We start from the raw sequence: 24,284 nt of genomic DNA on the forward strand, positions 1-24,284 counted from the left end.
CGGTACGCTTACTTCTTTTCGCCGTCAGCGCCGTCGAACAGCGCCTTCGGTGGGTTCTTCTTCATTTCTGCGGCGAAGGCGACCTGGGCTTCGGTCTGGCATTCGTCGGCAAGGCGCAGGCCGGCCTTCTGGTTCATCAGCATCGACTTGTTGCCGAGCTGGAGCCACATGGCGCCGGCACGCGGGTCTTCGAGGCGGATGGCGCCGGTGCGGCTTTCGACCGGGTGCATGCGGTACTTCGCGCCCTTGGTGCTGACGGTGAAGAAGCCGGGCTTCTTGTCGTCGGGCGTGACGGTCACGTCGGCGCCGAGTTCGCACTGGGCCTTGCCGACGGACACGCGCTGGGCCACGGCCAGGTCGGCCTCGGAGAGCGTCACGTCGGTGTCGGTGTTGATGGGCGTGACTTCCTCGACGGCCTTGGCGGCCTTGCGGGTGACCTGGTGCTTCTTGGCGGGGGCCTTTGCCGTGCTGGAGGAAGCTGCCTTGGCGGCGGGCTTTGCGGCCGGCTTGGCAGCGTCCTGGGCCATTGCGGCCAGGGGCAGAGCCAGTGCGACAGCTGCAATCAGGGCAATTTTCTTCATGTGTGGGTTTCCTTGAGGCTGGGTTCGGGTGGTTTCAGGAGGCCGCGAGCGCAAACCAGGCTTTCGCCTCGGGGGGCAACGCGCGCCCTGTTGCGTGGGCACGTGTCAGAACCTGCCAGAAATGGCGGTAGCTCGCGCGGTCGTGCAATGTGCCATCAATTTGTGTCGGAGCCCAATTTGCGGCTGCCGCCTTTACAAGGATTTTTGTGGCAATTTGAATCTGTGCCTCGTCGGGCGCGAAAGCCTCGAGGATGGGCCGGATCTGGTTCGGGTGGATGCTCCACATGCGCGTGTAGCCGAATTCGGTGGCCGCCTTGCGGGCTGCGGTACGCATGGCATCGGTATTGTTGAACTCGGTGACCACGCAGTGCGACGGCACCTTGCCGTAGGCATGCGCGGCCGATGCGATGGCCAGCTTGGCCCGCACCACCAGCGGATGGCTGAACTGCCCCGCCGCGCCCATGCCGTCGGCTGGAATGGCGCCGGCGTGGGCCGAGACGAAGTCCATAAGGCCGAAGCTCAGCGACTGCACGCGCGGATGTGCGGCGATCTCGAAGGCGTTGTGCACGGCCAGCGGCGACTCGATCAGCACGTGCAGCGGCAGCGCGCCGGCATCGGCCGCCTCGAGCGCGGAAACAGCCTGCAACACATCGGCCACCGATTCGACCTTGGGCACCATCAGGTGGCTCAGGCGATGGCCGGCGCGTCCGGCGATGGTGACCACGTCGCCGGCAAAGGCCGGATGGTCGACCGGATGCACGCGCACACCCACACGCATGCCGGGCCTGGCGGCCAGCGCGAGCTCGGTGACGAGTGCGGCATGCTCCGCCTCGCCGCCCACGGGCGCGCCGTCCTCGCAATCGAGGGTGACGTCGAACACGCACGCGCCGAACTCCTCGGCCATCTCGGCCTGGAGCGCGAGGCTCTTCTTCATGCGTGCCTCGACGCCGCTGTAGTGGTCGCACACGGGCAGCGTCACGGCGCCGGCCTGCGCGCCGAGCAGCACTTGCGCGGGGTGGACAGTGTTCGTCATGCGTTGCCGCCCTTCTGAGCGACGATGAACATGCGCGGAAACGCGAGCAGCCGCTTGCCGTCGGCGCGGGGCGGATAAGCCTCGTTCACGCGGCGTTCGTATTCGGCCAGGTAGCTGGCCTGCAGCGCCGGCTCGAGGCGATCGACGAAAGGCTTCAGCCCCGTGCCTCGCACCCATTCGACGATGGATGCGGCGTCGGCCATGCGGTGCTGGTAGATGGTGTGCCAGACATCGACGTGCGCGGCGCGCGGCGCCAGCAGGTCGTAGTAGCCACCGAGGTCGAGCAGCCGGGTGCGCAGCCTGTCGGCGTCGCCGATGGGCTCGACCCACGGCGCTTCGGCGGCCACGGCGCGCATCAGCCGGTGCGTGGGCTCCTGGCGGTTGTCGGGCATCTGGACGGCGAGCACGCCGCCCGGGGCCAGCGCGTCGAACAGGCGCGGGATCAGCTTTTCGTGATCGGGCACCCACTGCAGGGACGCGTTGGCATAAATGAGGTCGGGCGCTTCTTCCTGAGAACGCGGCGCCCAGGTCGCGATGTCGCTCAACTCGAAGCGCGCCTGCGGCAGGCGCTCGCGCGCGCTGGCCAGCATGGCTTCGGAGTTGTCGGTCCCGGTGACTTGCGCCTTCGGGAACCGCTGAACCAGCAGCTCGGTGGAATTGCCCGGACCGCAGCCGAGGTCGACCACGCGGGCCGCCTCCGTCAGCGGCACCCGCGCCAGGAGTTCCTGTGCGGGGCGGGTGCGCTCGTCCTCGTAGCGACGGTAGAGCGCGGGGTTCCAGTCGAGCATGCTGCGGATGGCTTACAGCAGGTGGGCAACGCCGGCGCGTTCGCCTTCGAGCTCTTCCAGCGTCTTGTTGATGCGTTCCTGGCTGAATGCGTCGATCTCGAGGCCTTCGACCAGCTTGTACTCGCCGTTTTCGCAGGTGACGGGGAAGCCGAACATCACGTCCTTCGGAATGCCGTACTGGCCGTCCGACGGGATGCCCATGGTGACCCACTTGCCGTTGGTGCCCAGGGCCCAGTCGCGCATGTGGTCGATGGCGGCATTGGCGGCCGAGGCAGCCGACGACAGGCCGCGTGCTTCGATGATGGCCGCGCCGCGCTTGCCGACGGTCGGCAGGAACACGTTGGCGTTCCATTCCTGGTCGTTGATCATCTTGGCGACGCTTTCGCCGTTGATGGTGGCGAAACGGTAGTCGGCGTACATCGTGGGCGAGTGGTTGCCCCACACGGTGAGCTTTTCGATGTCGGCCACGGCCTTGCCGGTCTTGGCGGCGATCTGGCTGGCGGCGCGGTTGTGGTCCAGGCGCAGCATGGCGGTGAAGTTCTTGCGCGGCAGGTCAGGTGCGCTCTTCATGGCGATGTAGGCGTTGGTGTTGGCCGGGTTGCCGACCACCAGCACCTTGACGTTGCGGCTGGCGACGGCGTTGAGGGCCTTGCCTTGTGCCGTGAAGATGGCGCCGTTGACGGCCAGCAGTTCGGCACGTTCCATGCCGGGACCGCGGGGGCGCGAACCGACCAGCAGTGCGTAGTCGGCGTCCTTGAAGGCGGTCATCGGGTCGCCGTGGGCTTCCATGCCGGCCAGCAGCGGGAACGCGCAGTCGTCGAGTTCCATCATCACGCCCTTGAGCGCCTTCTGGGCCTTCTCGTCGGGGATTTCGAGCAGTTGCAGGATGACCGGCTGGTCTTTGCCGAGCATTTCGCCGGATGCAATGCGGAACAACAGGGCGTAACCGATTTGGCCGGCGGCACCGGTGACGGCAACGCGGACGGGTTTTTTGCTCATGGGAAGACTCCAGAAGGTGATGAAACGGTGTCGGCGCTCTCGTGGGGCGCCAGGGTTCTGCGGGGTGAAATACCCTCCCGCAGCGCGAGACCGGCCGCATTTTAAGCCGATTCAATAAGCCCCGTCTTATGTCTTATATAAGATATCCTCGGGGGCGCCGCCACGGCGCACCCCACCGCTGCCATGAACACGCCCACAACACTCGACGAGCCCGCGACGCCGTCCTTCAGTCCGCTCTACCAGCAGATCAAGACGTTGATCCTGCAGAGCCTGCAGGCGGGCGAGTGGAAGCCGGGCGAACCCATCCCCAGCGAGATGGACCTGGCCGTGCGCTATCGGGTGAGCCAGGGCACGGTGCGCAAGGCCATCGACGAACTGTCGGCCGAAAACCTGGTGGTTCGCCGCCAGGGCAAGGGCACCTTCGTCGCCACGCATGCAGAGCAGCATGTGCAGTACCGTTTCCTCAAGCTCGTGCCCGATGCCGGCGACCCCAGCAGCGAAGGCCCCGCCGTGCGCACCATCGTCGACTGCAAGCGCCTGCGCGCGTCGGCCGACGTGGCCCGCGCGCTCGGCCTGCGCACCGGAGACGCCGTGCTGCAGGTGCGCCGCGTGTTGGCCTATGCCGGCGTGCCGACCATCCTCGAAGACCTCTGGCTGCCCGGCACGCCCTTCAAGGGCCTCACGGCCGAGCGGCTGCGCGCGTGGCCGGGGCCGATGTACGCGCTGTTCGAAACCGAGTTCGGCGTGCGCATGGTGCGGGCCGAAGAAAAAATCCGCGCCGTGCTACCCGATGCCGAACAGGCCGCGCTGCTCGACGTCACACCGCAGATGCCCCTGCTGAGTGTGGAACGCGTAGCGCACACCTACCATGACATGCCCATGGAATTGCGCCGCGGGCTCTATCGCACCGACACGCACCACTACAGGAACCAGCTGGGCTGACCCCGATGCAGACAAAGGCCGAATCACGGCGCGCCAGCGTGCGCGCGCAACATGCACTACGTGCTACGAAGTCAATAGCATCCGACTGCAACGGTGCGCTGACTCATGCGCGTCCGCTGCCCGATGGTGCATTGCAATAGAATTTTGCGTTGTTTGCACTTCCGCATAAGAAACAAAAGCGTTCGCTCTCAGAACAAGTCATCCAAGCCACGAAAGCCCTCCCCCCATGACAGAGCTTGCAAATCCTCCCCGGCCACCGCGCCGCGAATTCCGGAACATCAATGCCTTCACCGATCTGACGACCTACCGGCTTCCGCCGGCGGGCATCGTGTCGATCCTGCACCGCGTGAGCGGCGTGCTCATGTTCCTGCTGCTGCCGTTCATCATCTGGATGTTCGACACTTCGCTGTCATCCGACTATTCGTTCGCGAAATTCAAGGGCGCCTTCAACGTCGGCATCGGCTTCGCTCCGGGTTGGTTCTTCAAGCTTGTCGCGCTCGCGCTCATCTGGGCCTACCTGCACCACTTCATCGCCGGCCTGCGCCACCTCTGGATGGACGTGAGCCACTCCGCGGTGACCAAGGAATTCGGCCACACCTCCGCCCTCTTCACGCTGGGCGCGAGCATCATCCTCACGCTGGTGCTGGGCGCCAAGCTGTTCGGCCTGTACTGAGAAGGAGCCAACCATGTCTGTGAACTACGGCTCCAAGCGCATCGTCGTCGGCGCGCACTACGGTCTTCGCGACTGGCTCAGCCAGCGCATCACGGGCGGCCTGATGGCGCTCTTCACGATCGTGCTGCTCGCACAACTGATCTTCACCCGCGGCCCCATCGGCTACGACCTCTGGGCCGGCATCTTCGCGGAGCAGTGGATGAAGGTGCTGACGTTCTCCGTGATCGTCGCCCTGCTCTACCACGTGTGGGTCGGCATGCGCGACGTCTGGATGGACTACGTCCAGCCCGTCGCCATCCGTCTCGTGCTGCAAATTTTCACCATAGTCTGGCTTGTCGGTTGTGCGGGTTGGGCCATTCAAGTGCTTTGGAAGATCTGACCCCACCATGACCTACACAAAAGAAAAAATCACCAAGCGCAAGTTCGACGTCGTGATCGTCGGTGCCGGCGGCTCCGGCATGCGCGCCTCGCTGCAACTCGCACGTGCCGGCCTCAACGTGGCCGTGCTCTCCAAGGTGTTCCCGACCCGTTCGCACACCGTCGCCGCTCAAGGTGGCGTGGGCGCATCGCTCGGCAACATGAGCGAGGACAACTGGCACTACCACTTCTACGACACGATCAAGGGCTCCGACTGGCTCGGCGACCAGGACGCGATCGAGTTCATGTGCCGCGAAGCACCGAAGGTCGTCTACGAGCTCGAACACTTCGGCATGCCGTTCGACCGCAACCCCGACGGCACCATCTACCAGCGTCCGTTCGGCGGCCACACGGCCAACTACGGCGAGAAGCCCGTGCAGCGCGCCTGCGCCGCGGCCGACCGTACAGGCCACGCGATGCTGCACACGCTCTATCAGAAGAACGTCGAAGCCCGCACCCAGTTCTTCGTCGAATGGATGGCGCTCGACCTCATCCGTGACGAAGAAGGCGACGTGGTCGGCGTGACCGCCCTCGAAATGGAAACCGGCGACCTGCACATCCTTCAGGCCAAGACCGTGCTGCTGGCCACCGGCGGCGCAGGCCGCATCTTCCAGGCCTCGACCAACGCCTTCATCAACACCGGCGACGGCCTCGGCATGGCTGCCCGCTCGGGCATTCCGCTGCAGGACATGGAGTTCTGGCAGTTCCACCCGACCGGCGTGGCCGGCGCGGGCGTGCTGCTGACCGAAGGCTGCCGCGGCGAAGGCGCGATCCTGCTGAACAGCAACGGCGAACGCTTCATGGAGCGCTATGCGCCCACGCTGAAGGACCTGGCGCCGCGCGACTTCGTCTCGCGCTCCATGGACCAGGAAATCAAGGAAGGCCGAGGCTGCGGTCCCAACAAGGACTACGTGCTGCTCAAGCTCGACCACCTGGGCGCCGACACCATCCACAAGCGCCTGCCCTCGGTGTATGAAATCGGCGTCAACTTCGCCAACGTCGACATCACGAAGGAGCCGATCCCCGTCGTGCCGACCATCCACTACCAGATGGGCGGCATCCCGACCAACATCCACGGCCAGGTCGTCATCCAGAAGGGCGAAGACAACAGCGCCGTCGTGAATGGCCTCTACGCGGTGGGCGAATGCTCCTGCGTGAGCGTGCACGGCGCCAACCGCCTGGGCACGAACTCGCTGCTCGACCTGCTGGTGTTCGGCCGCGCGGCCGGCAACCACATCGTCGAGTTCAACGACAAGCTCAAGGAACACAAGCCCCTGCCCAACGATGCGGCCGACCGCACGCTGGAGCGCCTGAACCGCCTCGAGTCGACCACCACCGGCGAATACGCCCAGGACGTGGCCGGCGAGATCCGCGCAGTCATGCAGCAGCACGCCGCCGTGTTCCGCAAGCAGGCCTCGATGGACGAAGGCGTGACCAAGATCGCCGCCGTGCGCGAGCGCGTCAAGGCCATCGGCCTGAAGGACAAGTCGAAGGTGTTCAACACCGCACGCATCGAAGCGCTGGAAGTCGACAACCTGATCGAAGTGGCGCAAGCCACCATGGTTTCCGCAGCAGCCCGCAAGGAATGCCGCGGCGCGCACACGGTGGAAGACTACGAACGCCCGGCGGACGATCCTGTCGCACCGCTCGGCCGCGACGACGCCAACTGGATGAAGCACACGCTCTGGTACAGCGAAGACAACCGCCTGTCGTACAAGCCGGTCAAGCTTCAGCCCCTGACGGTCGCCTCGGTGCCCCCGAAGGTCCGGACATTCTAAAAATTAGGAACATACGATGAAGCGCACATTCCAGATCTATCGCTACGACCCGGACAAGGACGCCAAGCCCTACATGCAGACCGTCGAGATCGAACTCGACGGCCATGAGCGCATGCTGCTCGACGCCCTGATGAAGCTCAAGGCGCAGGACCCGACGCTGTCGTTCCGCCGTTCGTGCCGCGAAGGCGTCTGCGGCTCCGACGCGATGAACATCAACGGCAAGAACGGTCTGGCCTGCCTGACCAACATGAACACGCTCAAAGGCACCGTCGTGCTCAAGCCGCTGCCGGGCCTGCCCGTCATCCGCGACCTGATCGTGGACATGACGCAGTTCTTCAAGCAGTACAACTCGATCAAGCCGTACCTGCAGAACGACAGCGTGCCGCCCGAGAAGGAACGCCTGCAGTCACCCGAAGAGCGCGAAGAGCTCAACGGCCTGTATGAGTGCATCCTGTGCGCGAGCTGCTCGACGAGCTGCCCGAGCTTCTGGTGGAACCCCGACAAGTTCGTGGGCCCGGCCGGCCTGCTGCAGGCCTACCGCTTCATCGCCGACAGCCGCGACGAAGCCACCGCCGAGCGCCTGGACAACCTGGAAGACCCGTACCGCCTGTTCCGCTGCCACACGATCATGAACTGCGTGGACGTGTGCCCGAAGAGCCTGAACCCGACCAAGGCCATCGGCAAGATCAAGGAATTGATGGTGCGCCGCGCCATCTGATCCCTGATCCATTGCCTAGAGACGCCACCATGCAACCCGCCGCCGACCTCGACCAGCCGCTCAGCGAACGTGCGCTGAGCAAGCTGAAATGGCGCTGCCGGCGCGGACTGCTCGAGAACGACCTGTTCATCGCCCGCTTCTTCGAGCGACACGAATCCCGCATGACCGTGGGTCAAGCGGGAGCGATGGAGACACTGATGGACCTGTCGGACAACGATCTCCTCGACCTCCTTCTGTGCAGAAAGGAGCCCGAGCCCGAATGGGCCGGGGCCGAGGTGGTCGCATTGCTGCAGCTGATGCGCACTGACGGTGCGCAGCGGCCCGCAATTTCTCCTTCGTCCTGAATCCACCTCTGAAAGTAAACCGAAATGAAAGCATCCGATACCAAGGCCACGCTGTCGTTCAGCAACGGCGGCGACAGCGTCGACCTGCCGATCTACAAGGGCACCGTGGGCCCCGACGTGATCGACATCCGCAAGCTGTACGCACAGACCGGCATGTTCACGTACGACCCGGGCTTCATGTCGACCGCCGCCTGCCAGTCGGCCATCACGTACATCGACGGCGACAAGGGCGAACTGCTGTATCGCGGCTACCCCATCGAGCAACTCGCCACCAACTGCGACTTCCTCGAGACCTGCCACCTGCTGCTGTACGGTGAACTGCCGGACCAGGCCAAGAAGGAAAACTTCACCAAGGTCGTGACGAACCACACCATGGTGAACGAGCAGATGCAGTTCTTCCTGCGCGGCTTCCGCCGTGATGCCCACCCGATGGCCATCATGACCGGCCTCGTGGGCGCCCTGTCGGCCTTCTATCACGACAGCACGGACATCAACAATCCCGAGCACCGCGAGATCGCCGCGATCCGCCTGATCGCGAAGATGCCCACGCTCGTGGCCATGGCCTACAAGTACACGATCGGCCAGCCGTACATGTACCCGAAGAACGACCTGAGCTACGCCGGCAACTTCCTGCACATGATGTTTGCCACCCCGTGCGAAGAGTACAAGGTGAACCCGGTGCTCGAGCGCGCGCTCGACCGCATCTTCATCCTGCACGCAGACCACGAGCAGAACGCCTCGACCTCGACGGTGCGCCTGTGCGGCTCGTCGGGCACGAACCCCTTCGCGGCCATCGCGGCCGGCGTGGCCTGCCTCTGGGGCCCGGCCCACGGCGGCGCCAACGAAGCAGCACTCAACATGCTGTACGACATCCAGAAGGAAGGCGGCGTCGAGAAGATCGGCGAGTTCATCAAGAAGGTCAAGGACAAGAACTCGAACGTCAAGCTCATGGGCTTCGGCCACCGCGTGTACAAGAACTACGACCCGCGCGCCAAGCTGATGCAGGAAACCTGCAACGAAGTGCTGACCGAGCTGGGCCTGGAACAAGACCCGCTGTTCAAGCTGGCCAAGGAACTGGAAAAGATCGCCCTGGAAGACGAATACTTCGTGTCGCGCAAGCTGTACCCGAACGTCGACTTCTACTCGGGCATCGTGCAGCGCGCCATCGGCATCCCGGTGCCGCTGTTCACCGCGATCTTCGCGCTGGCCCGCACGGTCGGCTGGATCGCCCAGCTGAACGAAATGATCGGCGACCCCGAGTACAAGATCGGCCGCCCGCGCCAGCTGTTCGAAGGCTCGCCGAAGCGTGACGTGAAGCCGATCTCGGCTCGCTGATCGAGCGCTTTCCTCAATAAAAAGCTGCCCCTTCGGGCAGCTTTTTTCGTTTTGGGGCCGCCTGCCGGTGAGCGCTCTTCGCCGGCGGGCATTGAGGTCATCGCATATCACGATGGCTTCAAGAGAAAAACAAGAAGAAAATAGCCAACTCATCGCCAGACGCGATGCCCAAGCCCCATGAGCACGTCAGAACGCAACTTCGCCCGCCGCATCGACCTCACGTCGTTGCAGTTGTTCGTGGCCGTGTGCGAACTGGGCAGCATCGGCCGCGCGTCGGAGCGCGAGTTCATCGCGGCGTCGGCCATCAGCAAGCGGCTGTCCGACCTCGAAGCCACGCTGGGCACCACCCTGCTCTACCGCCATGCGCGCGGCGTAGACCTCACGCCGGCCGGCGAAAGCCTGCTGCACCATGCGCGCTCGGTGCTCTACAGCCTCGAGAAGATGCAGGGCGAGCTCAGCGAATACGCCGACGGCGTGCGCGGCCATGTGCGGGTGCATGCCAACATCTCGGCCATCGTGCAGTTCCTGCCTGAAGACCTGGGCGTGTTCACGCGGGCACACGAGGCCATCAAGATCGACCTCGAGGAGCACCTGAGCAGCGAAGTGATCCGCGCGGTGCAGGAAGGCGCGGCCGACCTCGGCGTGTGCCACGTGGCCGGCGGCGCTGGCGAACTGCAGAGCCTTTCCTATAGGCACGACCGCCTGGCGCTCATCGTGCCCACCGGCCACGTGCTGGCCACGCAGGGCGCCATCGATTTCATCGACTCGCTCGACTTCGACCACGTCGGCCTGCACACCAACAGCTCGATCTACGTCGCGATGCACGAGGCGGCGCTGAATGCCGGGCGCAGCATCAAGCTGCGCATCCACGTGACCGGCCTCGACGCCATGTGCCGGATGATCGAGAACGGCCTGGGCATCGGCGTGATGCCGCAGCGCGCCTTCGAGCTCATGCAGAACGGCATCGGACGCGGCCTGGCGAGCGTCGCCCTGAACGACGCCTGGGCGGCGCGCGAGATTCGCCTCGTGGCACGCGATTTTTCCACCCTGCCGGTGGCAGCGCGCTCGCTGGTGAACCACCTGCACGCCGCCGCGGATGCGACAGAACAACTCGCGGCCTGAACCCACATTGCAGCCGCACACACAGACAATCCATTTCCCCACGAAAGACAAAGAGACCGACATGGCACGCACGCTCTACGACAAGATCTGGGACGAACACGTCGTCCACACCGAGGAAGACGGCACCGCGATCCTCTACATCGACCGCCACCTGGTGCATGAAGTCACCAGCCCGCAGGCTTTCGAAGGCCTGCGCGAAGCCGGCCGCAAGCTGTGGCGCATCAGCTCCGTCGTGGCCACGGCCGACCACAACACGCCCACCACCGGCTGGGAGCGCGGCTACGAAGGCATTGCCGACCCGACCAGCAAGGAACAGGTCACCACGCTGGACCACAACATTGCCGAGTTCGGCGCAGCCGCGTTCTTCCCGTTCCTGAGCAAGCGCCAGGGCATCGTGCACGTGATCGGCCCCGAATCGGGCGCGACGCTGCCGGGCATGACAGTGGTCTGCGGCGACTCGCACACCTCCACGCACGGCGCGTTCGGCGCGCTGGCGCACGGCATCGGCACCAGCGAGGTCGAGCACGTGATGGCCACGCAGACGCTGCTGGGCAAGAAGGCGAAGAACATGCTCGTGAAGGTCGAAGGCAAGCTGCCGCTCGGCTGCACGGCCAAGGACATCGTGCTGGCCATCATCGGCAAGATCGGCACGGCCGGCGGCACGGGCTACACCATCGAGTTCGCCGGCTCGGCCATTCGCGACCTGAGCATGGAAGGCCGCATGACGGTCTGCAACATGGCCATCGAGGCCGGCGCGCGCGCCGGGCTGGTGGCCGTGGACGAAAAAACCATCAGCTACGTCAAGGGCCGCCCGCTCGCGCCCACCGGCGTGGAATGGGAGCAGGCCGTGAGCTACTGGCGCACGCTGCAGTCCGATCCCGGCGCGAAGTTCGACGCCGTGGTCGAGCTCGACGCCACGCAGATCCAGCCGCAAGTGACCTGGGGCACCTCGCCCGAGATGGTGGTCGAGATCAACGGCCGCGTGCCCGATCCCGAGAAGGAAAAGGATGCGAGCAAGCGCGGCGCCATCGAGCGCGCGCTGGTCTACATGGGCCTGGAGCCCAACAAGGCCATGAACGACATCTTCATCGACAAGGTGTTCATCGGCTCGTGCACCAACAGCCGCATCGAAGACATGCGCGAAGCCGCCGCCGTGGTCAAGAAGCTGGGCCAGAAGGTCGCGAAGAACGTGAAGCTGGCGATGGTCGTGCCCGGCTCGGGCGTGGTGAAGGAACAGGCCGAGCGCGAAGGCCTCGACGTGATCTTCAAGGCCGCGGGCTTCGAATGGCGCGAGCCCGGCTGCTCGATGTGCCTGGCGATGAACGCCGACCGCCTGGAACCCGGCGAGCGCTGCGCATCGACCAGCAACCGCAACTTCGAAGGCCGCCAGGGCGCCGGCGGCCGCACCCACCTCGTGAGCCCGGCCATGGCCGCTGCCGCCGCCCTGCACGGCCACTTCGTCGACGTGCGCACCTTCGCCTGACCAGGAGACATCACATGCAGAAATTCACCGTGCACAAGGGCCTCGTGGCACCGATGGACCGCGAGAACGTCGACACCGACGCCATCATCCCGAAGCAGTTCCTCAAGTCGATCAAGAAGACCGGCTTCGGCGTGAACCTGTTCGACGAATGGCGCTACCTCGACCCGGGCCTGCCCGGCCAGGACCCGGCCAGCCGCAAGCCGAACCCCGACTTCGTGCTGAACCGGCCGCGCTACGCGGGCGCCTCGGTGCTGCTGGCGCGCAAGAACTTCGGCTGCGGCTCGTCGCGCGAACATGCGCCGTGGGCGCTCGACCAGTACGGCTTCCGCGCGATCATCGCGTCGAGCTACGCCGACATCTTCTTCAACAACAGCTTCAAGAACGGCCTGCTGCCGATCGTGCTGTCCGAAGCGCAAGTGGGCCAGCTGTTCGACGAGACCTTCGCCTTCCCCGGCTACACGCTGACCATCGACCTGGAGCGCCAGGTGGTGGTGAAGCCCGACGGGCAGGAGTTCGCTTTCGACGTGCAGGCCTTCCGCAAGTACTGCCTGATCAACGGGCTGGACGACATCGGCCTCACGCTGCGCCACAAGGACAAGATCAAGGCCTTCGAGGCCGAGCGCCTGGCGCAGAAGCCGTGGCTCGCGCATACGATGCTCGCCAACGCCTGAACGCGTTCCGTTTCTTCTCTTCTACACACGACAAAAATGAAAATCGCAGTTCTCCCGGGTGACGGCATCGGCACCGAAATCGTGGCCGAAGCGGTCAAGGTGCTCAACGTCCTCGACCTGAAGTTCGAGATGGAATCGGCGCTGGTCGGCGGCGCGGCCTACGAGGCGCACGGCCATCCGCTGCCCGAATCGACGCTCAAGCTGGCCAAGGAATCCGATGCTGTGCTGTTCGGCGCCGTCGGCGACTGGAAGTACGACAAGCTCGACCGCCCGCTGCGCCCCGAGCAAGCCATCCTGGGGCTGCGCAAGAACCTGGGCCTGTTCGCGAACTTCCGCCCCGCCATCTGCTACGAGCAGCTGGTGGACGCGTCGAGCCTGAAGCCCGAGCTGATCGCGGGCCTGGACATCCTGATCATCCGCGAGCTGACCGGTGACATCTACTTCGGCCAGCCGCGCGGCCGCCGCACCGCCGTCGACGGCCACTTCCCGGGTGCCGAGGAAGCCTTCGACACGATGCGCTACTCGCGCCCCGAGATCGAGCGCATCGCGCGCGTGGCCTTCGAGGCGGCACGCAAGCGCAGCAAGCGCGTGACCAGCGTCGACAAGAACAACGTGCTGGAAACCTCGCAGCTGTGGAAAGACGTGATGCTCGACATCGCGAAGGAATATCCGGATGTCGAACTCGACCACATGCTGGTCGACAACGCGGCCATGCAGCTCGTGAAGGCGCCCAAGAAGTTCGACGTGGTGGTCACCGGCAACATGTTCGGCGACATCCTCTCGGACGAGGCCGCGATGCTCACCGGCTCCATCGGCATGCTGCCCTCGGCGTCGCTCAATTCGAGCAACCAGGGCCTGTACGAACCCAGCCACGGCAGCGCCCCAGACATTGCCGGCAAAGGGGTTGCCAATCCTTTGGCTACAATACTGTCCGCTGCCATGATGCTCCGCTTCTCACTCAACCAAGCCGAGGCTGCCGACCGTATCGAGTCGGCGGTCAAGGACGTGCTGGCCTCCGGCCTGCGCACGGGTGACATCTGGTCAGAAGGTACGAAGCGCGTCGGCACCCGCGAGATGGGCGACGCGGTCGTTGCAGCAATCACCAAAAAGACGATTACCGGCTAACCGCAGCCCGCTTCGTCACGCCCCTCCCCGGCTCGACGAGTCGGGGGCAAAAAAAGACAACTTTTTCTTTTTTCATAAGGGCAAACTGAAATGGCGAACGCATCTCAACCTCTGGTCGGCCTCGTTGGCTGGCGCGGCATGGTCGGCTCGGTCCTGATGGACCGCATGCAGGCCGAAGGCGACTTCGGTCTCATCGAGCCGATCTTCTTCTCGACCTCCAACGCCGGCGGCAAGGCCCCGGCCATGGCCAAGAACGAGACCGCGCTGAAGGATGCGAACGACATCGAAGCACTGAAGAAGTGCGACATCGTCATCACCTGCCAGGGCGGCGACTACACCAGCGAGGTGTTCCCCAAGCTGCGCGCCGCAGGCTGGAACGGCCACTGGATCGACGCCGCGTCCACCCTGCGCATGAAGGACGACGCCATCATCGTGCTCGACCCGGTGAACCTGCCGGTCATCGAGAACGCACTGGCCAAGGGCGGCAAGAACTGGATTGGCGGCAATTGCACCGTGAGCTGCATGCTCATGGGCGTGGGTGCCCTCTACAAGGCCGGCCTGGTCGATTGGATGACCAGCATGACCTACCAGGCAGCCTCGGGTGGCGGCGCGCAGCACATGCGCGAACTGCTGACCCAGTTCGGCACGCTCAACGCCGAAGTGCGCGCGCTGCTGGACGACCCGAAGTCGGCCATCCTCGAAATCGACCGCAAGGTGCTGCACAAGCAGCAGAACCTCAGCGCCGCCGAAACGGCCAACTTCGGCGCGCCGCTGGGCGGCTCGCTGATCCCCTGGATCGACAAGGACCTGGGCCTGGGCAAGAGCCAGGACGACGCCGAATGGGGCATGTCCAAGGAAGAATGGAAGGGCGGCGCCGAGACCAACAAGATCCTGGGCCAGGGCGCGGGCTTCGGCACCGCCGCCACGCCGGTCGACGGTTTCTGCGTGCGCATCGGCGCCATGCGCTGCCATAGCCAGGCGCTGACCTTCAAGCTCAAGAAGAACGTCCCGCTGGCCGACATCGAAGCGATGATCGCCGCCGACAACCCGTGGGCGAAGGTCGTGCCGAACACGCGCGAAGCCACGGTCAAGGACCTCACGCCGGTGGCAGTGACGGGGACCATGAACATTCCGGTCGGCCGCATCCGCAAGCTGGCCATGGGCCCGGAATACGTCGGCGCCTTCACCATCGGCGACCAATTGCTGTGGGGTGCCGCGGAACCGCTGCGCCGCATGCTGCGCATCCTGCTCGAAGCCTGATGCGGGGTGCTCAGGGCCTTTTGAAACACAAATTGTTGCCGAAAGGCGACATAAGGTGTGATCGTAAGTATGCGCGCACTGGGTAGAACGGGCGCATTGCCTTGTCAGTGCCCGGTGATGGTGCTAACGTCCTCTTACAAATTCTGGGCCTGAGCCGCCCCTATCAGCATGACAAGACATCTGTTGCCTGCGGCCAGTCCATCGGCCGCTCGCCCGCCTCTGCCATCGAACGGATGGCGCCTTTCCATTCTGGGCGCGGCGGCCGCCGTGGCTCTGGGCCTCGCCAGCACCGACGCCAGCGCATTCGCGCTGGGCCAGCTGAAGGTCCAATCGGCGCTGGGCGAGCCGTTGCGCGCCGAGATCGACGTGACCGAGATAGCCGCCAACGAGGCTGACGGCCTGAAGATCAACATAGCCACGGCCGAGGCTTTCAAGAACGCCGGCGTGCCGTACAACCCGGCGCTCAGCGACGTCCGGGCGACCCTGCAGCGTCGTGCGGGCGGCCAGTACGTGGTGCGCCTGAGTGGCAACCGCCCTCTCAACGACCCGTTCATCGACCTGCTGCTGGAAGCCAACGGCTCGTCGGGCCGGATCGTGCGCGACTACACCGTGCTGCTCGACCCGCCGACCACACGGCAGGCGGCAGCAGCGAGCGTGCCGGCATCCCCGATTGCCCCGCAGATCACGACACCCGTCGAGCGCCCGGCCGCACGCGCGCGCCGCGAGCGTGCGCCGGTGGCCGCCGCACCTTCGGCTCCGGTCGCTGCGGCGCCCGCGCCGGCAGCCGCCGCTTCGGCTCCTGCCGCTGCCAGCGCACCCGCCCGTACCGGCGGCGGCAGCAGCGGCGAACAGGTCACGGTGCAGCGCGGTGATACTGCCAGCAAGATCGCCGGCGCCTACAAGCCGGCCGACGTGTCGCTCGACCAGATGCTGGTGGCCCTGCTGGCCGCCAACCCCAATGCCTTCATCGGCGGCAACGTCAACCGCATGCGCGCGGGCGCCGTGCTCGACCTGCCGACCGCAGCCGAAGCAGCAGCCACGCCGGCCGCCGAGGCGCGCCGCACGGTCACGGCCCAAAGCCGCGACTTCGGCTCCTACCGCCAGCGCCTGGCCGAGAACGCGCCGACCTCGAACGTCGCGGCCGCCAGCCGCAATGCCTCGGGCAAGCTGCAGGCCAACGTCGAAGACCGCAACGCCGCGGCCAGCGCCCCCGACAAGCTCACCATCTCGCAGGGCAGCGCCTCCACCCGTGCCGCCGATGAAAAGGTCGCACAGGCCCGCCAGGCGCAGGACGCCAGCAACCGCGTCGCCGAGCTGTCGAAGAACATCGACGACCTGAACAAGCTCAAGAGCGGTACCGGCGCAGCCGCACCGGCAGCCGCACCCGCCACGCCGGGCATTCCTGTTCCGGCTCCGTCCACCGCAGCCACGACGGCACCCGCGAGCCCCGCACCGGCACCGGCTGCTGCGCCTGCACCAGCGCCAGCGGCCCCGGCCGCCGCCGCACCTGCGGTGGCAGCACCGGCAGCTGCAACGCCAGCCGCCGCCCCTGCGGCAGCCCCAGCCGCGCCCGCCCCCGAAGCAACGGCTGCAGCCGCCGCGCCCGCAGCAGCAACAGCCACGACGCCTGCGGCAACACCCGCAGCCGATGCCGCCACCACGCCTCCTGCCGCTCCCGCAGGCGACGCCGCGGCAGCCGCCGCGCCGAAGCCGGCCCCGAAGAAAGTGGTGGCACCGCCCCCGCCCCCACCGGAGCCCACCTTCTTCGAAGAACTGCTGGACAACCCGCTGATGCTGGCCGGCGCTGCGCTGATCGCGCTGCTGGTCGGCTTCCTGCTGTACCGCGTGCTGGGCCGCCGCCGCGAGGAAATGAGCGAAAGCGTGTTCCTCGAGAGCCGCATTCCCAAGGACTCGTTCTTCGGCGCCAGCGGCGGCGAATCGGTCGATACCAAGAACCGCGGCGACTCCACCGTGTCGTCACTGTCGTACTCGCCGAGCCAGCTCGACGCAGGCGATGTCGACCCCGTGGCCGAAGCCGACGTCTACCTCGCCTATGGCCGCGACCTGCAGGCCGAGGAAATCCTGCGCGAAGCGCTGCGCCTGAACCCCGATCGCACGGCAATCCACCTCAAGCTGCTCGAAATCCATGCCAAGCGCCGCGACGTGCGGGCCTATGAAAGCCTCGCCACCGAAGTCCACAAGCTGACCGGCGGCCTGGGCTCCGAATGGACGCGCGTGGTCGACATGGGCAAGGACCTCGATCCGGGCAACCCGCTGTACGAATCCGGCGCCAGCCGCAGCGGTGGTGGTGCCAGCGCCGCCGAGACGGCCGCCTTCGCGGGCGCCCTCGCCGCAGCCGCCAAGCCGGTGGCACCGCCTCCTGCTGCGCCGCCGGCGGCTGTCGCTCCGCCTGCTTTCGTTCCGTCGGTGGCACCACTGGACTTCGACCTCGACCTGACCGCCCCGCCGCCCCCTGCACCAGCTCCAGCCCCGAGCCATGCGCCGGTCGGCGCCAGCCTGCCGAAGTCGGTCTACGCCCCCGCACCGACGACCGCGCGCCCCGCTGCCCCGCTGTCGAACGGCCACGCCGCGACGCCCGTCGATCTCGAGAACGACTTCGACACCGCGCCCGGCGCCCTGACCGCCCTGGCGCCCGACACGCGCCCGTCCTCGCTGAGCCTGAGCGACACGGAGCACAACACCCGTCCCGCCATGCTGCGCAACACGCTGCCGGCGGACTCGGGCTTCATCGAGTTCGACATGAGCGCGCTGGCCGGCCTGCCCGCTCGCACCGCCGAAACGCCCGTGGCACGCCCCTCTGTCGCCACGCACGACGACGAAGGCGATGACAGCCCCCACGCCGTCAAGCTGTCCCTCGCTCGCGAACTGCAAGCCATCGGCGACGTCGAAGGCGCACGCTCGCTGGTAGAGGAAGTCGAAGCCGAAAGCGCTGGCGACCTCAAGTCGCAAGCCCGTCAACTGCTCGCGGAACTGCGCTGAGCGGTTGTCGTTGTTCCCGTTCCTGAATTCGTGAGGCTGGCGCTCGGCATTCGCTACAACGGCCAGGCGTACGAGGGCTGGCAAAGCCAGCGCTCGGGCCGCACGGTGCAGGACAAGCTCGAGGCGGCCCTCTCCAAGTTCGCGGCACAGCCCATCGGCACGCTGTGCGCGGGCCGCACCGACGCCGGCGTGCACGCGCTCATGCAGGTGGTGCATTTCGACACCACCGTCGAGCGCGAACCCTTCTCCTGGATGCGCGGCCCCAACCGCTTCCTGCCCGACGACATCGCCGTGCAGTGGGCCCAGCCGGTGCCCGACGAGTTCCACTGCCGCGCCAGCGCCCTGGCGCGCCGCTACCTCTACGTGCTTTCTCAATCGCCGGTGCGGCCCAGCCTGGATGCGGGCCGGGTCGGCTGGTCGATGCATGCGCTCGACGGCGACGCGATGCGCGCAGCCGCCGCACTGCTCGTTGGCCGGCACGATTTCAGCTCGTTCCGCGCCTCGGCCTGCCAGGCCCGCTCGCCGGTCAAGGACCTGCGGCGCATCGAAATCACCCGCGTCGGCGACGGCGAGCGCTGCCGCTGGCATTTCGAGTTCGAGGCCGACGCCTTCCTGCACCACATGATCCGCAACCTGATGGGCTGCCTGGTGCGCATCGGCCGGGGCGACGAGCGTGTCGAATGGATCTCTCAGGTACTGGAGGCGCGCAGCCGCAAGGTCGCGGCGCCCACATTCTCGGCGGACGGCCTTTATTTCCTGGGCCCGTTGTACGACGCGAAGTGGGGGCTGCCGCCCGAGGCCACGCTGCAGGCCGGCGGGGCTCCGTATGATGGCCCGCCATGACTTCCACGAGCGCCCCCACCCGTACCCGCATCAAGATCTGCGGCCTGACCCGTGAGGCCGACGTGGACGCGGCGGTCGAAGCCGGCGCCGACGCCATCGGCTTCGTGCTCTACCCCAAGAGCCCCCGCGCGGTAACCCTCGAGCGCGCCGCGGAGCTGGCCTCGCGCCTGCCGCCTTTCATCACGCCGGTGCTGCTGTTCGTGAACGAAGACGCCTCCGCAGTCATGGCGTCGCTCGCCCGCGTGCGAGGCGCCATCGCCCAATTTCACGGCGAGGAAACGCCCGGACAGTGCGAGGAATCGACCGGCCCGGAGCGCTTTCGTTACATGCGCGCGGCCCGCATTCCGATGGGGGCTGCCGGAGCCGGCTTCGACCTCGTAAAATACGCGTCCGATTACTCCCACGCCCAGGCCATCCTGCTCGACGCCCATGTCGAAGGTTATGGCGGTGGCGGCAAGGCATTCGATTGGTCACTTCTTCCACCCGCCGTCGACGCTCACCTCGTCTTGAGTGGTGGGCTCACACCTGCAAACGTGAGCGATGGCATTCGCATCCTGCGGACGCGCTGCAAGTCGCTGTCCGTTGATGTGAGCTCGGGCGTCGAAATCGACGGTCCCGGGAACAAGGGCCTCAAGGACGCCGGAAAGATCCGGCAGTTCGTCGCAGCCGTCAGGGCCGCAGACGCGTCCTTCTCAAGTTAGCCGCCGCAGCCGATCGTTTGTCGGGCTGCGGCCCACCGATCGAGAACCATGCAAAGCCAATTCCAAGATTACCAGCAACCCGATGCCACCGGCCACTTCGGCAACTACGGCGGCACCTTCGCGAGCGAAACGCTCACCCACGCGATCAACGAACTGCGCGACGCGTATGCGAAGTTCAAGGACGATCCGGCCTTTCTGGCCGAATTCCACTACGAGCTGAAGCACTTCGTCGGCCGCCCCTCGCCGATCTACCACGCCGCGCGCACCAGCCGCGAAATGGGCGGCGCGCAGATCTACCTGAAGCGCGAAGACCTCAACCACACCGGCGCGCACAAGATCAACAACGTGATCGGCCAGGCGATGCTCGCCCGGCGCATGGGCAAGCCCCGCGTCATCGCCGAGACCGGCGCGGGCCAGCACGGCGTGGCCACCGCCACCATCTGCGCGCGCTACGGCCTCGAATGCGTGGTCTACATGGGCAGCCAGGACGTGAAGCGCCAGAGCCCCAACGTCTACCGCATGAACCTGCTCGGCGCGACCGTGGTGCCCGTCGAATCCGGCAGCAAGACGCTGAAGGACGCGCTCAACGAGGCGATGCGCGACTGGGTCACGAATGTGGAAAACACCTTCTACATCATCGGCACCGTCGCCGGCCCACACCCCTACCCGACCATGGTGCGCGACTTCCAGAGCGTGATCGGCACGGAATGCATCGAGCAGATGCCGGCCATGCTGGCCGCCGACGGCATCACCGGCGAGGCCGAGGGCAGGCAGCCCGACGTGGTCGTCGCCTGCGTGGGCGGCGGCAGCAACGCCATGGGCATCTTCCACCCCTACATTCCGTTCGCGGGCACGCGCCTGATCGGCGTGGAGGCGGCGGGCGAAGGGCTCGACAGCGGCAAGCACTCGGCCTCCATCCTGCGCGGCAGCCCCGGCGTGCTGCACGGCAACCGCACCTACCTGCTGCAGAACGAAGACGGCCAGATCACCGAAACCCACAGCATCAGCGCGGGCCTCGACTACCCGGGCGTGGGCCCCGAGCACGCCTACCTGGCGGACATCGGCCGTGCCGAGTACGTCGGCATCACCGACAAGGAAGCGCTCGACGCCTTCCACTACCTGTGCCGAACCGAGGGCATCATTCCTGCGCTCGAATCCAGCCACGCCGTGGCACATGCGATGAAGCTCGCCAAGACCATGCGTCCCAACCAATCCATCCTGGTGAACCTCTCGGGCCGCGGCGACAAGGACATCGGCACCGTGGCCGACCTGTCGGGCGTCGACTTCTACGACCGCCCTTCGATGCGCGGTCTGAGCGTGAAGGGAGGCAAGTGATGAGCCGCATTGCAGCAACCTTCGCCGCGCTGAAAAAAGACGGCCGCCGCGCCCTCGTGCCGTACGTCACGGCAGGCTTTCCCTTTGCCGACATCACGCCCGAACTGATGCACGGCATGGTCGAGGCCGGCGCCGACGTGATCGAACTCGGCGTGCCCTTCTCCGACCCGATGGCCGACGGCCCCGTGATCCAGAAGGCCGGCGAGGCCGCGCTGGCGCTGGGCGTCGGCATGAAGCAGGTGCTGGCCATCGTGGCCGCCTTCCGCCAGAAGGACGCCACCACGCCTGTGGTGCTGATGGGCTATGCGAACCCGGTCGAGCGCTACGACCTGGTGCACGGCAAGAAGGCCTTCATCCGCGACGCCGCCGCCGCCGGCGTGGACGGCCTGCTGGTCGTCGACTACCCGCCCGAGGAGTGCGAAGCCTTTGCCGCCGACCTGAAGGCCGCCGGCATCGACCTGATCTTCCTGCTCGCCCCCACCAGCACCGACGAGCGCATGGCCCAGGTCGCGCGCATCGCCAGCGGCTACGTCTACTACGTGTCGCTCAAGGGCGTGACGGGGGCCGGCCACCTCGACGCCGAAGCGGTCGGCCAGATGATTCCGCGCATCCGCCAGCATGTGGGCATTCCGGTCGGCGTGGGCTTCGGCATCCGCGACGCCAGGACGGCGCAGGCGGTCGGATCGGCCGCCGACGCGGTCATCATCGGCACCAAGATCATTCAACTCATCGAAGACCAGCCCCGCGACAAGGTCGTGCCGGCCGTGCGTGAATTCCTCGCGGGCATCCGCGAGGCGCTCGACGCGCTGCCCGCCGCGACGGCCAAGAACGCGGCTGGTCGATAATCACCGCCAACACAAGGAGCCCCTTATGAGCTGGCTTGAAAAACTGCTACCCGCCAAGATCGCGCAAACCGACCCGTCCGAGCGCCGCCAGGTGCCCGAGGGCCTGTGGATCAAATGCCCCGCCTGCGAGACCGTTCTGTACAAGACCGACCTCGAGCACAACCAGAACGTCTGCCCCAGCTGCAGCCACCACCACCGCATCGGCGCCCGCGCGCGCCTGGACGCGTTCCTCGACGCCGAGGGCCGCTACGAGGTCGGCCAGGAAGTGCTGCCGGTCGATGCCCTGAAGTTCAAGGACAGCCGCAAGTACCCCGAGCGCCTGAAGGAAGCCCTGGAAAACACCGGCGAGACCGACGCGCTGGTCGTCCTGGGCGGCTCGGTTCACAGCATCAGCGTGGTCGTGGCCTGCTTCGAGTTCGAGTTCATGGGCGGCTCCATGGGCAGCGTGGTGGGCGAGCGCTTCGTGCGCGGCGTCGAGACCGCCATCGAGCAGAAGGTGCCTTTCATCTGCTTCACCGCCACCGGCGGGGCGCGCATGCAGGAAGGCCTGCTCTCGCTGATGCAGATGGCCAAGACCAACGCCGCCCTCACCCGCCTGGCGAAGAAGGGCCTGCCCTACATCAGCGTGCTGACCGACCCGACCATGGGTGGCGTGTCGGCAGGCTTCGCCTTCGTGGGCGATGTGGTGATCGCCGAGCCCAAGGCGCTGATCGGCTTTGCCGGCCCGCGCGTGATCGAATCGACCGTGCGCGTGACGCTGCCGGAAGGCTTCCAGCGCGCCGAGTTCCTGCAGACCAAGGGGGCCATCGACTTCATCAGCGACCGCCGCGAACTGCGCAAGACCATTGCCAACACGCTCGCGATGCTGCTGCGCCAGCCGGCCGACGCTGTCAGCTGACAGACAAGCGCCGACAAGAAAAAGGGCCCGGGTGCAATGCACCAGGGCCCTTTTTTCGTTGGGCTCGTTCAGAACGTCATTTGGTAGGCGAACACCAGCAGGTTGCTCAGCACGATCGCCACCACCTGCAGCACCACGATGGCCGCCAGCGGCGACAGGTCGATGCCGCCGATCAGCGGGATGAAGCGCCGGAACGGCCGCACCAGCGGCTCGGCCAGGCGGGAGATGAGGTCGAGCAGCATCGGCGACGCACCCGGAATCCACGACAGCACGGCATAGACCACCAGCAGCGCCGTCAGCCCGGAGACCGCCAGCTGCATCAGCCCCACCAGCGACACCAGCGGCAAGGTCGCGATCCGCCCGAGGTTGCCGATCAGCAGCCAGAGCAGCAGGAACTTCACCAGCACCAGCAGCCACGCCGCGATCAGGCTCGCCAGGTCCCAGCGCTTCACCGGCGGCACGATGCGCCGCAGCGGCAGCACGATCCAGTCGGTGATGGCGAAGATGAACCGCCCGAGCGGATTGCCGAAAGGCACGCGGTGGTACTGCATGTACAGGCGCAGCAGGCAGGCGCCGCCGAGCAGGCCGACGATCACGTCGAGAAGGAACGAGGGAATCTGATAGAGCATGGGGCGCAGCCGTGAGCGGAATGCGATGATAGCCACGCAAGGCTCTTCGATGACGACACAACCCCTTTTGCATTCACTGCCATTGTTCCCGCTCGGCACGGTTCTCTTTCCGGGCGGCCTGCTTCCGCTGCGAATCTTCGAGGTCCGCTATCTCGACATGATCGGCAAGTGCCGCAAGGCCGATGCGCCCTTCGGCGTGGTGAGCCTCACCAGCGGCAGCGAAGTGCGCAAGGCCGGCGCCGACACCGAGAGCTTCGCCGGCATCGGCACGCTGGCCATGATCCGCGAGTTCGAGTCGCCGCAAAGCGGCCTGCTGCAGATCGAATGCATCGGCACGCAGCGCTTTCGCGTGCGCCGCACCGAACTGCAGAAGCACGGGCTGTGGGTGGCAGAGGTAGAGGCGGTGAACGACGACGTCGCGCTCGAGATTCCGGACGACCTCGAGCACACCGCCACCGCGCTGCGGCGCCTGCTCGACACCCTCGAAGAACGGCGCCGCGCGCAAGGCGAATCGGTGCGGCTACCTATCAGCGCACCCTACCGGCTCGACGACTGCGGCTGGGTCGCCAACCGCTGGTGCGAGCTGGTACCGATGCAGCTCGAGCTGCGGCAGCGGCTGATGGAGCTCGACAGCCCGCTGATGCGCCTGGAGCTGGTGAGCGATCTGCTGGCGCGCACGGGCATCACTGAATAGACACCGCATTTGGCAGCTACTTTTTTTGTAGCGCTTTGTGCAGGATTGACGGGCACTCAGGGGCAGTCTC

The 24,284-nt window shown here is 66.3% G+C and carries 24 protein-coding genes; 19 read left to right on the forward strand and 5 right to left on the reverse strand.

Annotated elements, in window-relative coordinates; translation table 11 throughout:
• Positions 1-8: 8 nt before the first annotated feature.
• Genes ACWV14_RS24110 through ACWV14_RS24125 form a run of 4 tightly spaced genes read right to left on the reverse strand, consistent with a single transcriptional unit; the run spans position 9 to position 3,401 of the window.
• On the reverse strand, positions 9-581 hold the full coding sequence (locus ACWV14_RS24110; RefSeq protein ID WP_454904117.1) for a hypothetical protein: 573 nt from the start codon (positions 579-581) through the stop codon (positions 9-11).
• A 34-nt stretch (positions 582-615) separates the two neighbouring features.
• Positions 616-1,614: an HpcH/HpaI aldolase/citrate lyase family protein gene (locus tag ACWV14_RS24115; RefSeq protein WP_454904118.1), complete on the reverse strand. Its 999-nt coding sequence runs from the start codon at positions 1,612-1,614 to the stop codon at positions 616-618.
• Positions 1,611-2,402: a trans-aconitate 2-methyltransferase gene (tam, locus tag ACWV14_RS24120; protein WP_454904120.1), complete on the reverse strand. Its 792-nt coding sequence runs from the start codon at positions 2,400-2,402 to the stop codon at positions 1,611-1,613. The genes ACWV14_RS24115 and tam overlap by 4 nt, the downstream gene beginning before the upstream one ends.
• A 12-nt stretch (positions 2,403-2,414) precedes the next feature.
• Complete coding sequence (locus ACWV14_RS24125) at positions 2,415-3,401, reverse strand: malate dehydrogenase (RefSeq protein ID WP_301506779.1); 987 nt, start codon at positions 3,399-3,401, stop codon at positions 2,415-2,417.
• Between the two features lie 183 nt (positions 3,402-3,584).
• Here ACWV14_RS24125 and ACWV14_RS24130 point away from each other — a divergent pair, with 183 nt between their 5' ends.
• The 18 genes from ACWV14_RS24130 (at position 3,585) to accD (ending at position 22,891) form a co-directional block, all read left to right on the forward strand.
• Complete coding sequence (locus ACWV14_RS24130; protein ID WP_106935286.1) at positions 3,585-4,343, forward strand: GntR family transcriptional regulator; 759 nt, start codon at positions 3,585-3,587, stop codon at positions 4,341-4,343.
• A 226-nt stretch (positions 4,344-4,569) separates the two neighbouring features.
• Positions 4,570-5,016, forward strand: a complete 447-nt coding sequence (gene sdhC, locus ACWV14_RS24135) for a succinate dehydrogenase, cytochrome b556 subunit (RefSeq protein ID WP_081270659.1) — start codon at positions 4,570-4,572, stop codon at positions 5,014-5,016.
• A 13-nt stretch (positions 5,017-5,029) separates the two neighbouring features.
• Positions 5,030-5,395, forward strand: coding sequence for a succinate dehydrogenase, hydrophobic membrane anchor protein (sdhD, locus tag ACWV14_RS24140; protein ID WP_454904122.1), 366 nt, complete (start codon positions 5,030-5,032; stop codon positions 5,393-5,395).
• Between the two features lie 7 nt (positions 5,396-5,402).
• Entirely contained in the window at positions 5,403-7,211 is a 1,809-nt protein-coding gene (gene sdhA, locus ACWV14_RS24145) for a succinate dehydrogenase flavoprotein subunit (RefSeq protein WP_422087794.1), read from the forward strand.
• 16 nt (positions 7,212-7,227) lie between these two features.
• On the forward strand, positions 7,228-7,929 hold the full coding sequence (locus tag ACWV14_RS24150) for a succinate dehydrogenase iron-sulfur subunit (protein WP_081270662.1): 702 nt from the start codon (positions 7,228-7,230) through the stop codon (positions 7,927-7,929).
• A gap of 29 nt (positions 7,930-7,958) precedes the next feature.
• Positions 7,959-8,273 carry an FAD assembly factor SdhE gene (locus ACWV14_RS24155; RefSeq protein ID WP_081270663.1) on the forward strand — a complete coding sequence of 105 codons (315 nt, stop codon included), beginning with the start codon at positions 7,959-7,961 and terminating at the stop codon, positions 8,271-8,273.
• A 24-nt stretch (positions 8,274-8,297) separates the two neighbouring features.
• Positions 8,298-9,608, forward strand: coding sequence for a citrate synthase (gene gltA, locus ACWV14_RS24160; RefSeq protein WP_081270664.1), 1,311 nt, complete (start codon positions 8,298-8,300; stop codon positions 9,606-9,608).
• Positions 9,609-9,785: 177 nt separating this feature from the next.
• Entirely contained in the window at positions 9,786-10,730 is a 945-nt protein-coding gene (locus ACWV14_RS24165; RefSeq protein ID WP_454904124.1) for a LysR substrate-binding domain-containing protein, read from the forward strand.
• A 61-nt stretch (positions 10,731-10,791) separates the two neighbouring features.
• On the forward strand, positions 10,792-12,213 hold the full coding sequence (leuC, locus tag ACWV14_RS24170) for a 3-isopropylmalate dehydratase large subunit (RefSeq protein ID WP_454904126.1): 1,422 nt from the start codon (positions 10,792-10,794) through the stop codon (positions 12,211-12,213).
• 14 nt (positions 12,214-12,227) lie between these two features.
• Positions 12,228-12,884, forward strand: a complete 657-nt coding sequence (gene leuD, locus ACWV14_RS24175; protein ID WP_454904128.1) for a 3-isopropylmalate dehydratase small subunit — start codon at positions 12,228-12,230, stop codon at positions 12,882-12,884.
• Positions 12,885-12,920: 36 nt separating this feature from the next.
• On the forward strand, positions 12,921-14,009 hold the full coding sequence (gene leuB / locus ACWV14_RS24180; protein WP_422087797.1) for a 3-isopropylmalate dehydrogenase: 1,089 nt from the start codon (positions 12,921-12,923) through the stop codon (positions 14,007-14,009).
• Positions 14,010-14,099: 90 nt separating this feature from the next.
• Positions 14,100-15,269, forward strand: a complete 1,170-nt coding sequence (gene asd / locus ACWV14_RS24185) for an aspartate-semialdehyde dehydrogenase (protein WP_454904130.1) — start codon at positions 14,100-14,102, stop codon at positions 15,267-15,269.
• 168 nt (positions 15,270-15,437) lie between these two features.
• Entirely contained in the window at positions 15,438-18,269 is a 2,832-nt protein-coding gene (locus ACWV14_RS24190) for a FimV/HubP family polar landmark protein (RefSeq protein WP_454904132.1), read from the forward strand.
• 30 nt (positions 18,270-18,299) lie between these two features.
• Positions 18,300-19,112, forward strand: a complete 813-nt coding sequence (gene truA, locus ACWV14_RS24195; protein ID WP_422087800.1) for a tRNA pseudouridine(38-40) synthase TruA — start codon at positions 18,300-18,302, stop codon at positions 19,110-19,112.
• On the forward strand, positions 19,109-19,813 hold the full coding sequence (locus tag ACWV14_RS24200; protein WP_454904133.1) for a phosphoribosylanthranilate isomerase: 705 nt from the start codon (positions 19,109-19,111) through the stop codon (positions 19,811-19,813). Before truA ends, ACWV14_RS24200 begins: the two co-directional genes overlap by 4 nt.
• Positions 19,814-19,861: 48 nt before the next feature.
• Positions 19,862-21,148 carry a tryptophan synthase subunit beta gene (trpB, locus tag ACWV14_RS24205; RefSeq protein ID WP_454904134.1) on the forward strand — a complete coding sequence of 429 codons (1,287 nt, stop codon included), beginning with the start codon at positions 19,862-19,864 and terminating at the stop codon, positions 21,146-21,148.
• Positions 21,148-21,993, forward strand: coding sequence for a tryptophan synthase subunit alpha (trpA, locus tag ACWV14_RS24210; protein WP_285412101.1), 846 nt, complete (start codon positions 21,148-21,150; stop codon positions 21,991-21,993). The genes trpB and trpA overlap by 1 nt, the downstream gene beginning before the upstream one ends.
• Positions 21,994-22,018: 25 nt before the next feature.
• Positions 22,019-22,891: an acetyl-CoA carboxylase, carboxyltransferase subunit beta gene (gene accD, locus ACWV14_RS24215; protein WP_422087804.1), complete on the forward strand. Its 873-nt coding sequence runs from the start codon at positions 22,019-22,021 to the stop codon at positions 22,889-22,891.
• Between the two features lie 68 nt (positions 22,892-22,959).
• Here the strand turns inward: accD and ACWV14_RS24220 are convergent, their stop codons facing one another.
• On the reverse strand, positions 22,960-23,520 hold the full coding sequence (locus ACWV14_RS24220; protein WP_422089061.1) for a YggT family protein: 561 nt from the start codon (positions 23,518-23,520) through the stop codon (positions 22,960-22,962).
• A gap of 49 nt (positions 23,521-23,569) precedes the next feature.
• Between ACWV14_RS24220 and ACWV14_RS24225 the strand changes: the two genes are divergently transcribed.
• Positions 23,570-24,214: an LON peptidase substrate-binding domain-containing protein gene (locus ACWV14_RS24225; RefSeq protein WP_422087805.1), complete on the forward strand. Its 645-nt coding sequence runs from the start codon at positions 23,570-23,572 to the stop codon at positions 24,212-24,214.
• Positions 24,215-24,284: the final 70 nt, after the last annotated feature.

Source organism: Variovorax durovernensis (genome assembly GCF_977011995.1).

Bases quoted from the DNA above. Each gene is read 5' to 3' on its own strand.
- ACWV14_RS24110 (WP_454904117.1), bottom strand. From the start codon at position 581: ATGAAGAAAATTGCCCTGATTGCAGCTGTCGCACTGGCTCTGCCCCTG.
- ACWV14_RS24115 (WP_454904118.1), bottom strand. From the start codon at position 1,614: ATGACGAACACTGTCCACCCCGCGCAAGTGCTGCTCGGCGCGCAGGCC.
- tam (WP_454904120.1), bottom strand. From the start codon at position 2,402: ATGCTCGACTGGAACCCCGCGCTCTACCGTCGCTACGAGGACGAGCGC.
- ACWV14_RS24125 (WP_301506779.1), bottom strand. From the start codon at position 3,401: ATGAGCAAAAAACCCGTCCGCGTTGCCGTCACCGGTGCCGCCGGCCAA.
- ACWV14_RS24130 (WP_106935286.1), top strand. From the start codon at position 3,585: ATGAACACGCCCACAACACTCGACGAGCCCGCGACGCCGTCCTTCAGT.
- sdhC (WP_081270659.1), top strand. From the start codon at position 4,570: ATGACAGAGCTTGCAAATCCTCCCCGGCCACCGCGCCGCGAATTCCGG.
- sdhD (WP_454904122.1), top strand. From the start codon at position 5,030: ATGTCTGTGAACTACGGCTCCAAGCGCATCGTCGTCGGCGCGCACTAC.
- sdhA (WP_422087794.1), top strand. From the start codon at position 5,403: ATGACCTACACAAAAGAAAAAATCACCAAGCGCAAGTTCGACGTCGTG.
- ACWV14_RS24150 (WP_081270662.1), top strand. From the start codon at position 7,228: ATGAAGCGCACATTCCAGATCTATCGCTACGACCCGGACAAGGACGCC.
- ACWV14_RS24155 (WP_081270663.1), top strand. From the start codon at position 7,959: ATGCAACCCGCCGCCGACCTCGACCAGCCGCTCAGCGAACGTGCGCTG.
- gltA (WP_081270664.1), top strand. From the start codon at position 8,298: ATGAAAGCATCCGATACCAAGGCCACGCTGTCGTTCAGCAACGGCGGC.
- ACWV14_RS24165 (WP_454904124.1), top strand. From the start codon at position 9,786: ATGAGCACGTCAGAACGCAACTTCGCCCGCCGCATCGACCTCACGTCG.
- leuC (WP_454904126.1), top strand. From the start codon at position 10,792: ATGGCACGCACGCTCTACGACAAGATCTGGGACGAACACGTCGTCCAC.
- leuD (WP_454904128.1), top strand. From the start codon at position 12,228: ATGCAGAAATTCACCGTGCACAAGGGCCTCGTGGCACCGATGGACCGC.
- leuB (WP_422087797.1), top strand. From the start codon at position 12,921: ATGAAAATCGCAGTTCTCCCGGGTGACGGCATCGGCACCGAAATCGTG.
- asd (WP_454904130.1), top strand. From the start codon at position 14,100: ATGGCGAACGCATCTCAACCTCTGGTCGGCCTCGTTGGCTGGCGCGGC.
- ACWV14_RS24190 (WP_454904132.1), top strand. From the start codon at position 15,438: ATGACAAGACATCTGTTGCCTGCGGCCAGTCCATCGGCCGCTCGCCCG.
- ACWV14_RS24200 (WP_454904133.1), top strand. From the start codon at position 19,109: ATGACTTCCACGAGCGCCCCCACCCGTACCCGCATCAAGATCTGCGGC.
- trpB (WP_454904134.1), top strand. From the start codon at position 19,862: ATGCAAAGCCAATTCCAAGATTACCAGCAACCCGATGCCACCGGCCAC.
- trpA (WP_285412101.1), top strand. From the start codon at position 21,148: ATGAGCCGCATTGCAGCAACCTTCGCCGCGCTGAAAAAAGACGGCCGC.
- accD (WP_422087804.1), top strand. From the start codon at position 22,019: ATGAGCTGGCTTGAAAAACTGCTACCCGCCAAGATCGCGCAAACCGAC.
- ACWV14_RS24220 (WP_422089061.1), bottom strand. From the start codon at position 23,520: ATGCTCTATCAGATTCCCTCGTTCCTTCTCGACGTGATCGTCGGCCTG.
- ACWV14_RS24225 (WP_422087805.1), top strand. From the start codon at position 23,570: ATGACGACACAACCCCTTTTGCATTCACTGCCATTGTTCCCGCTCGGC.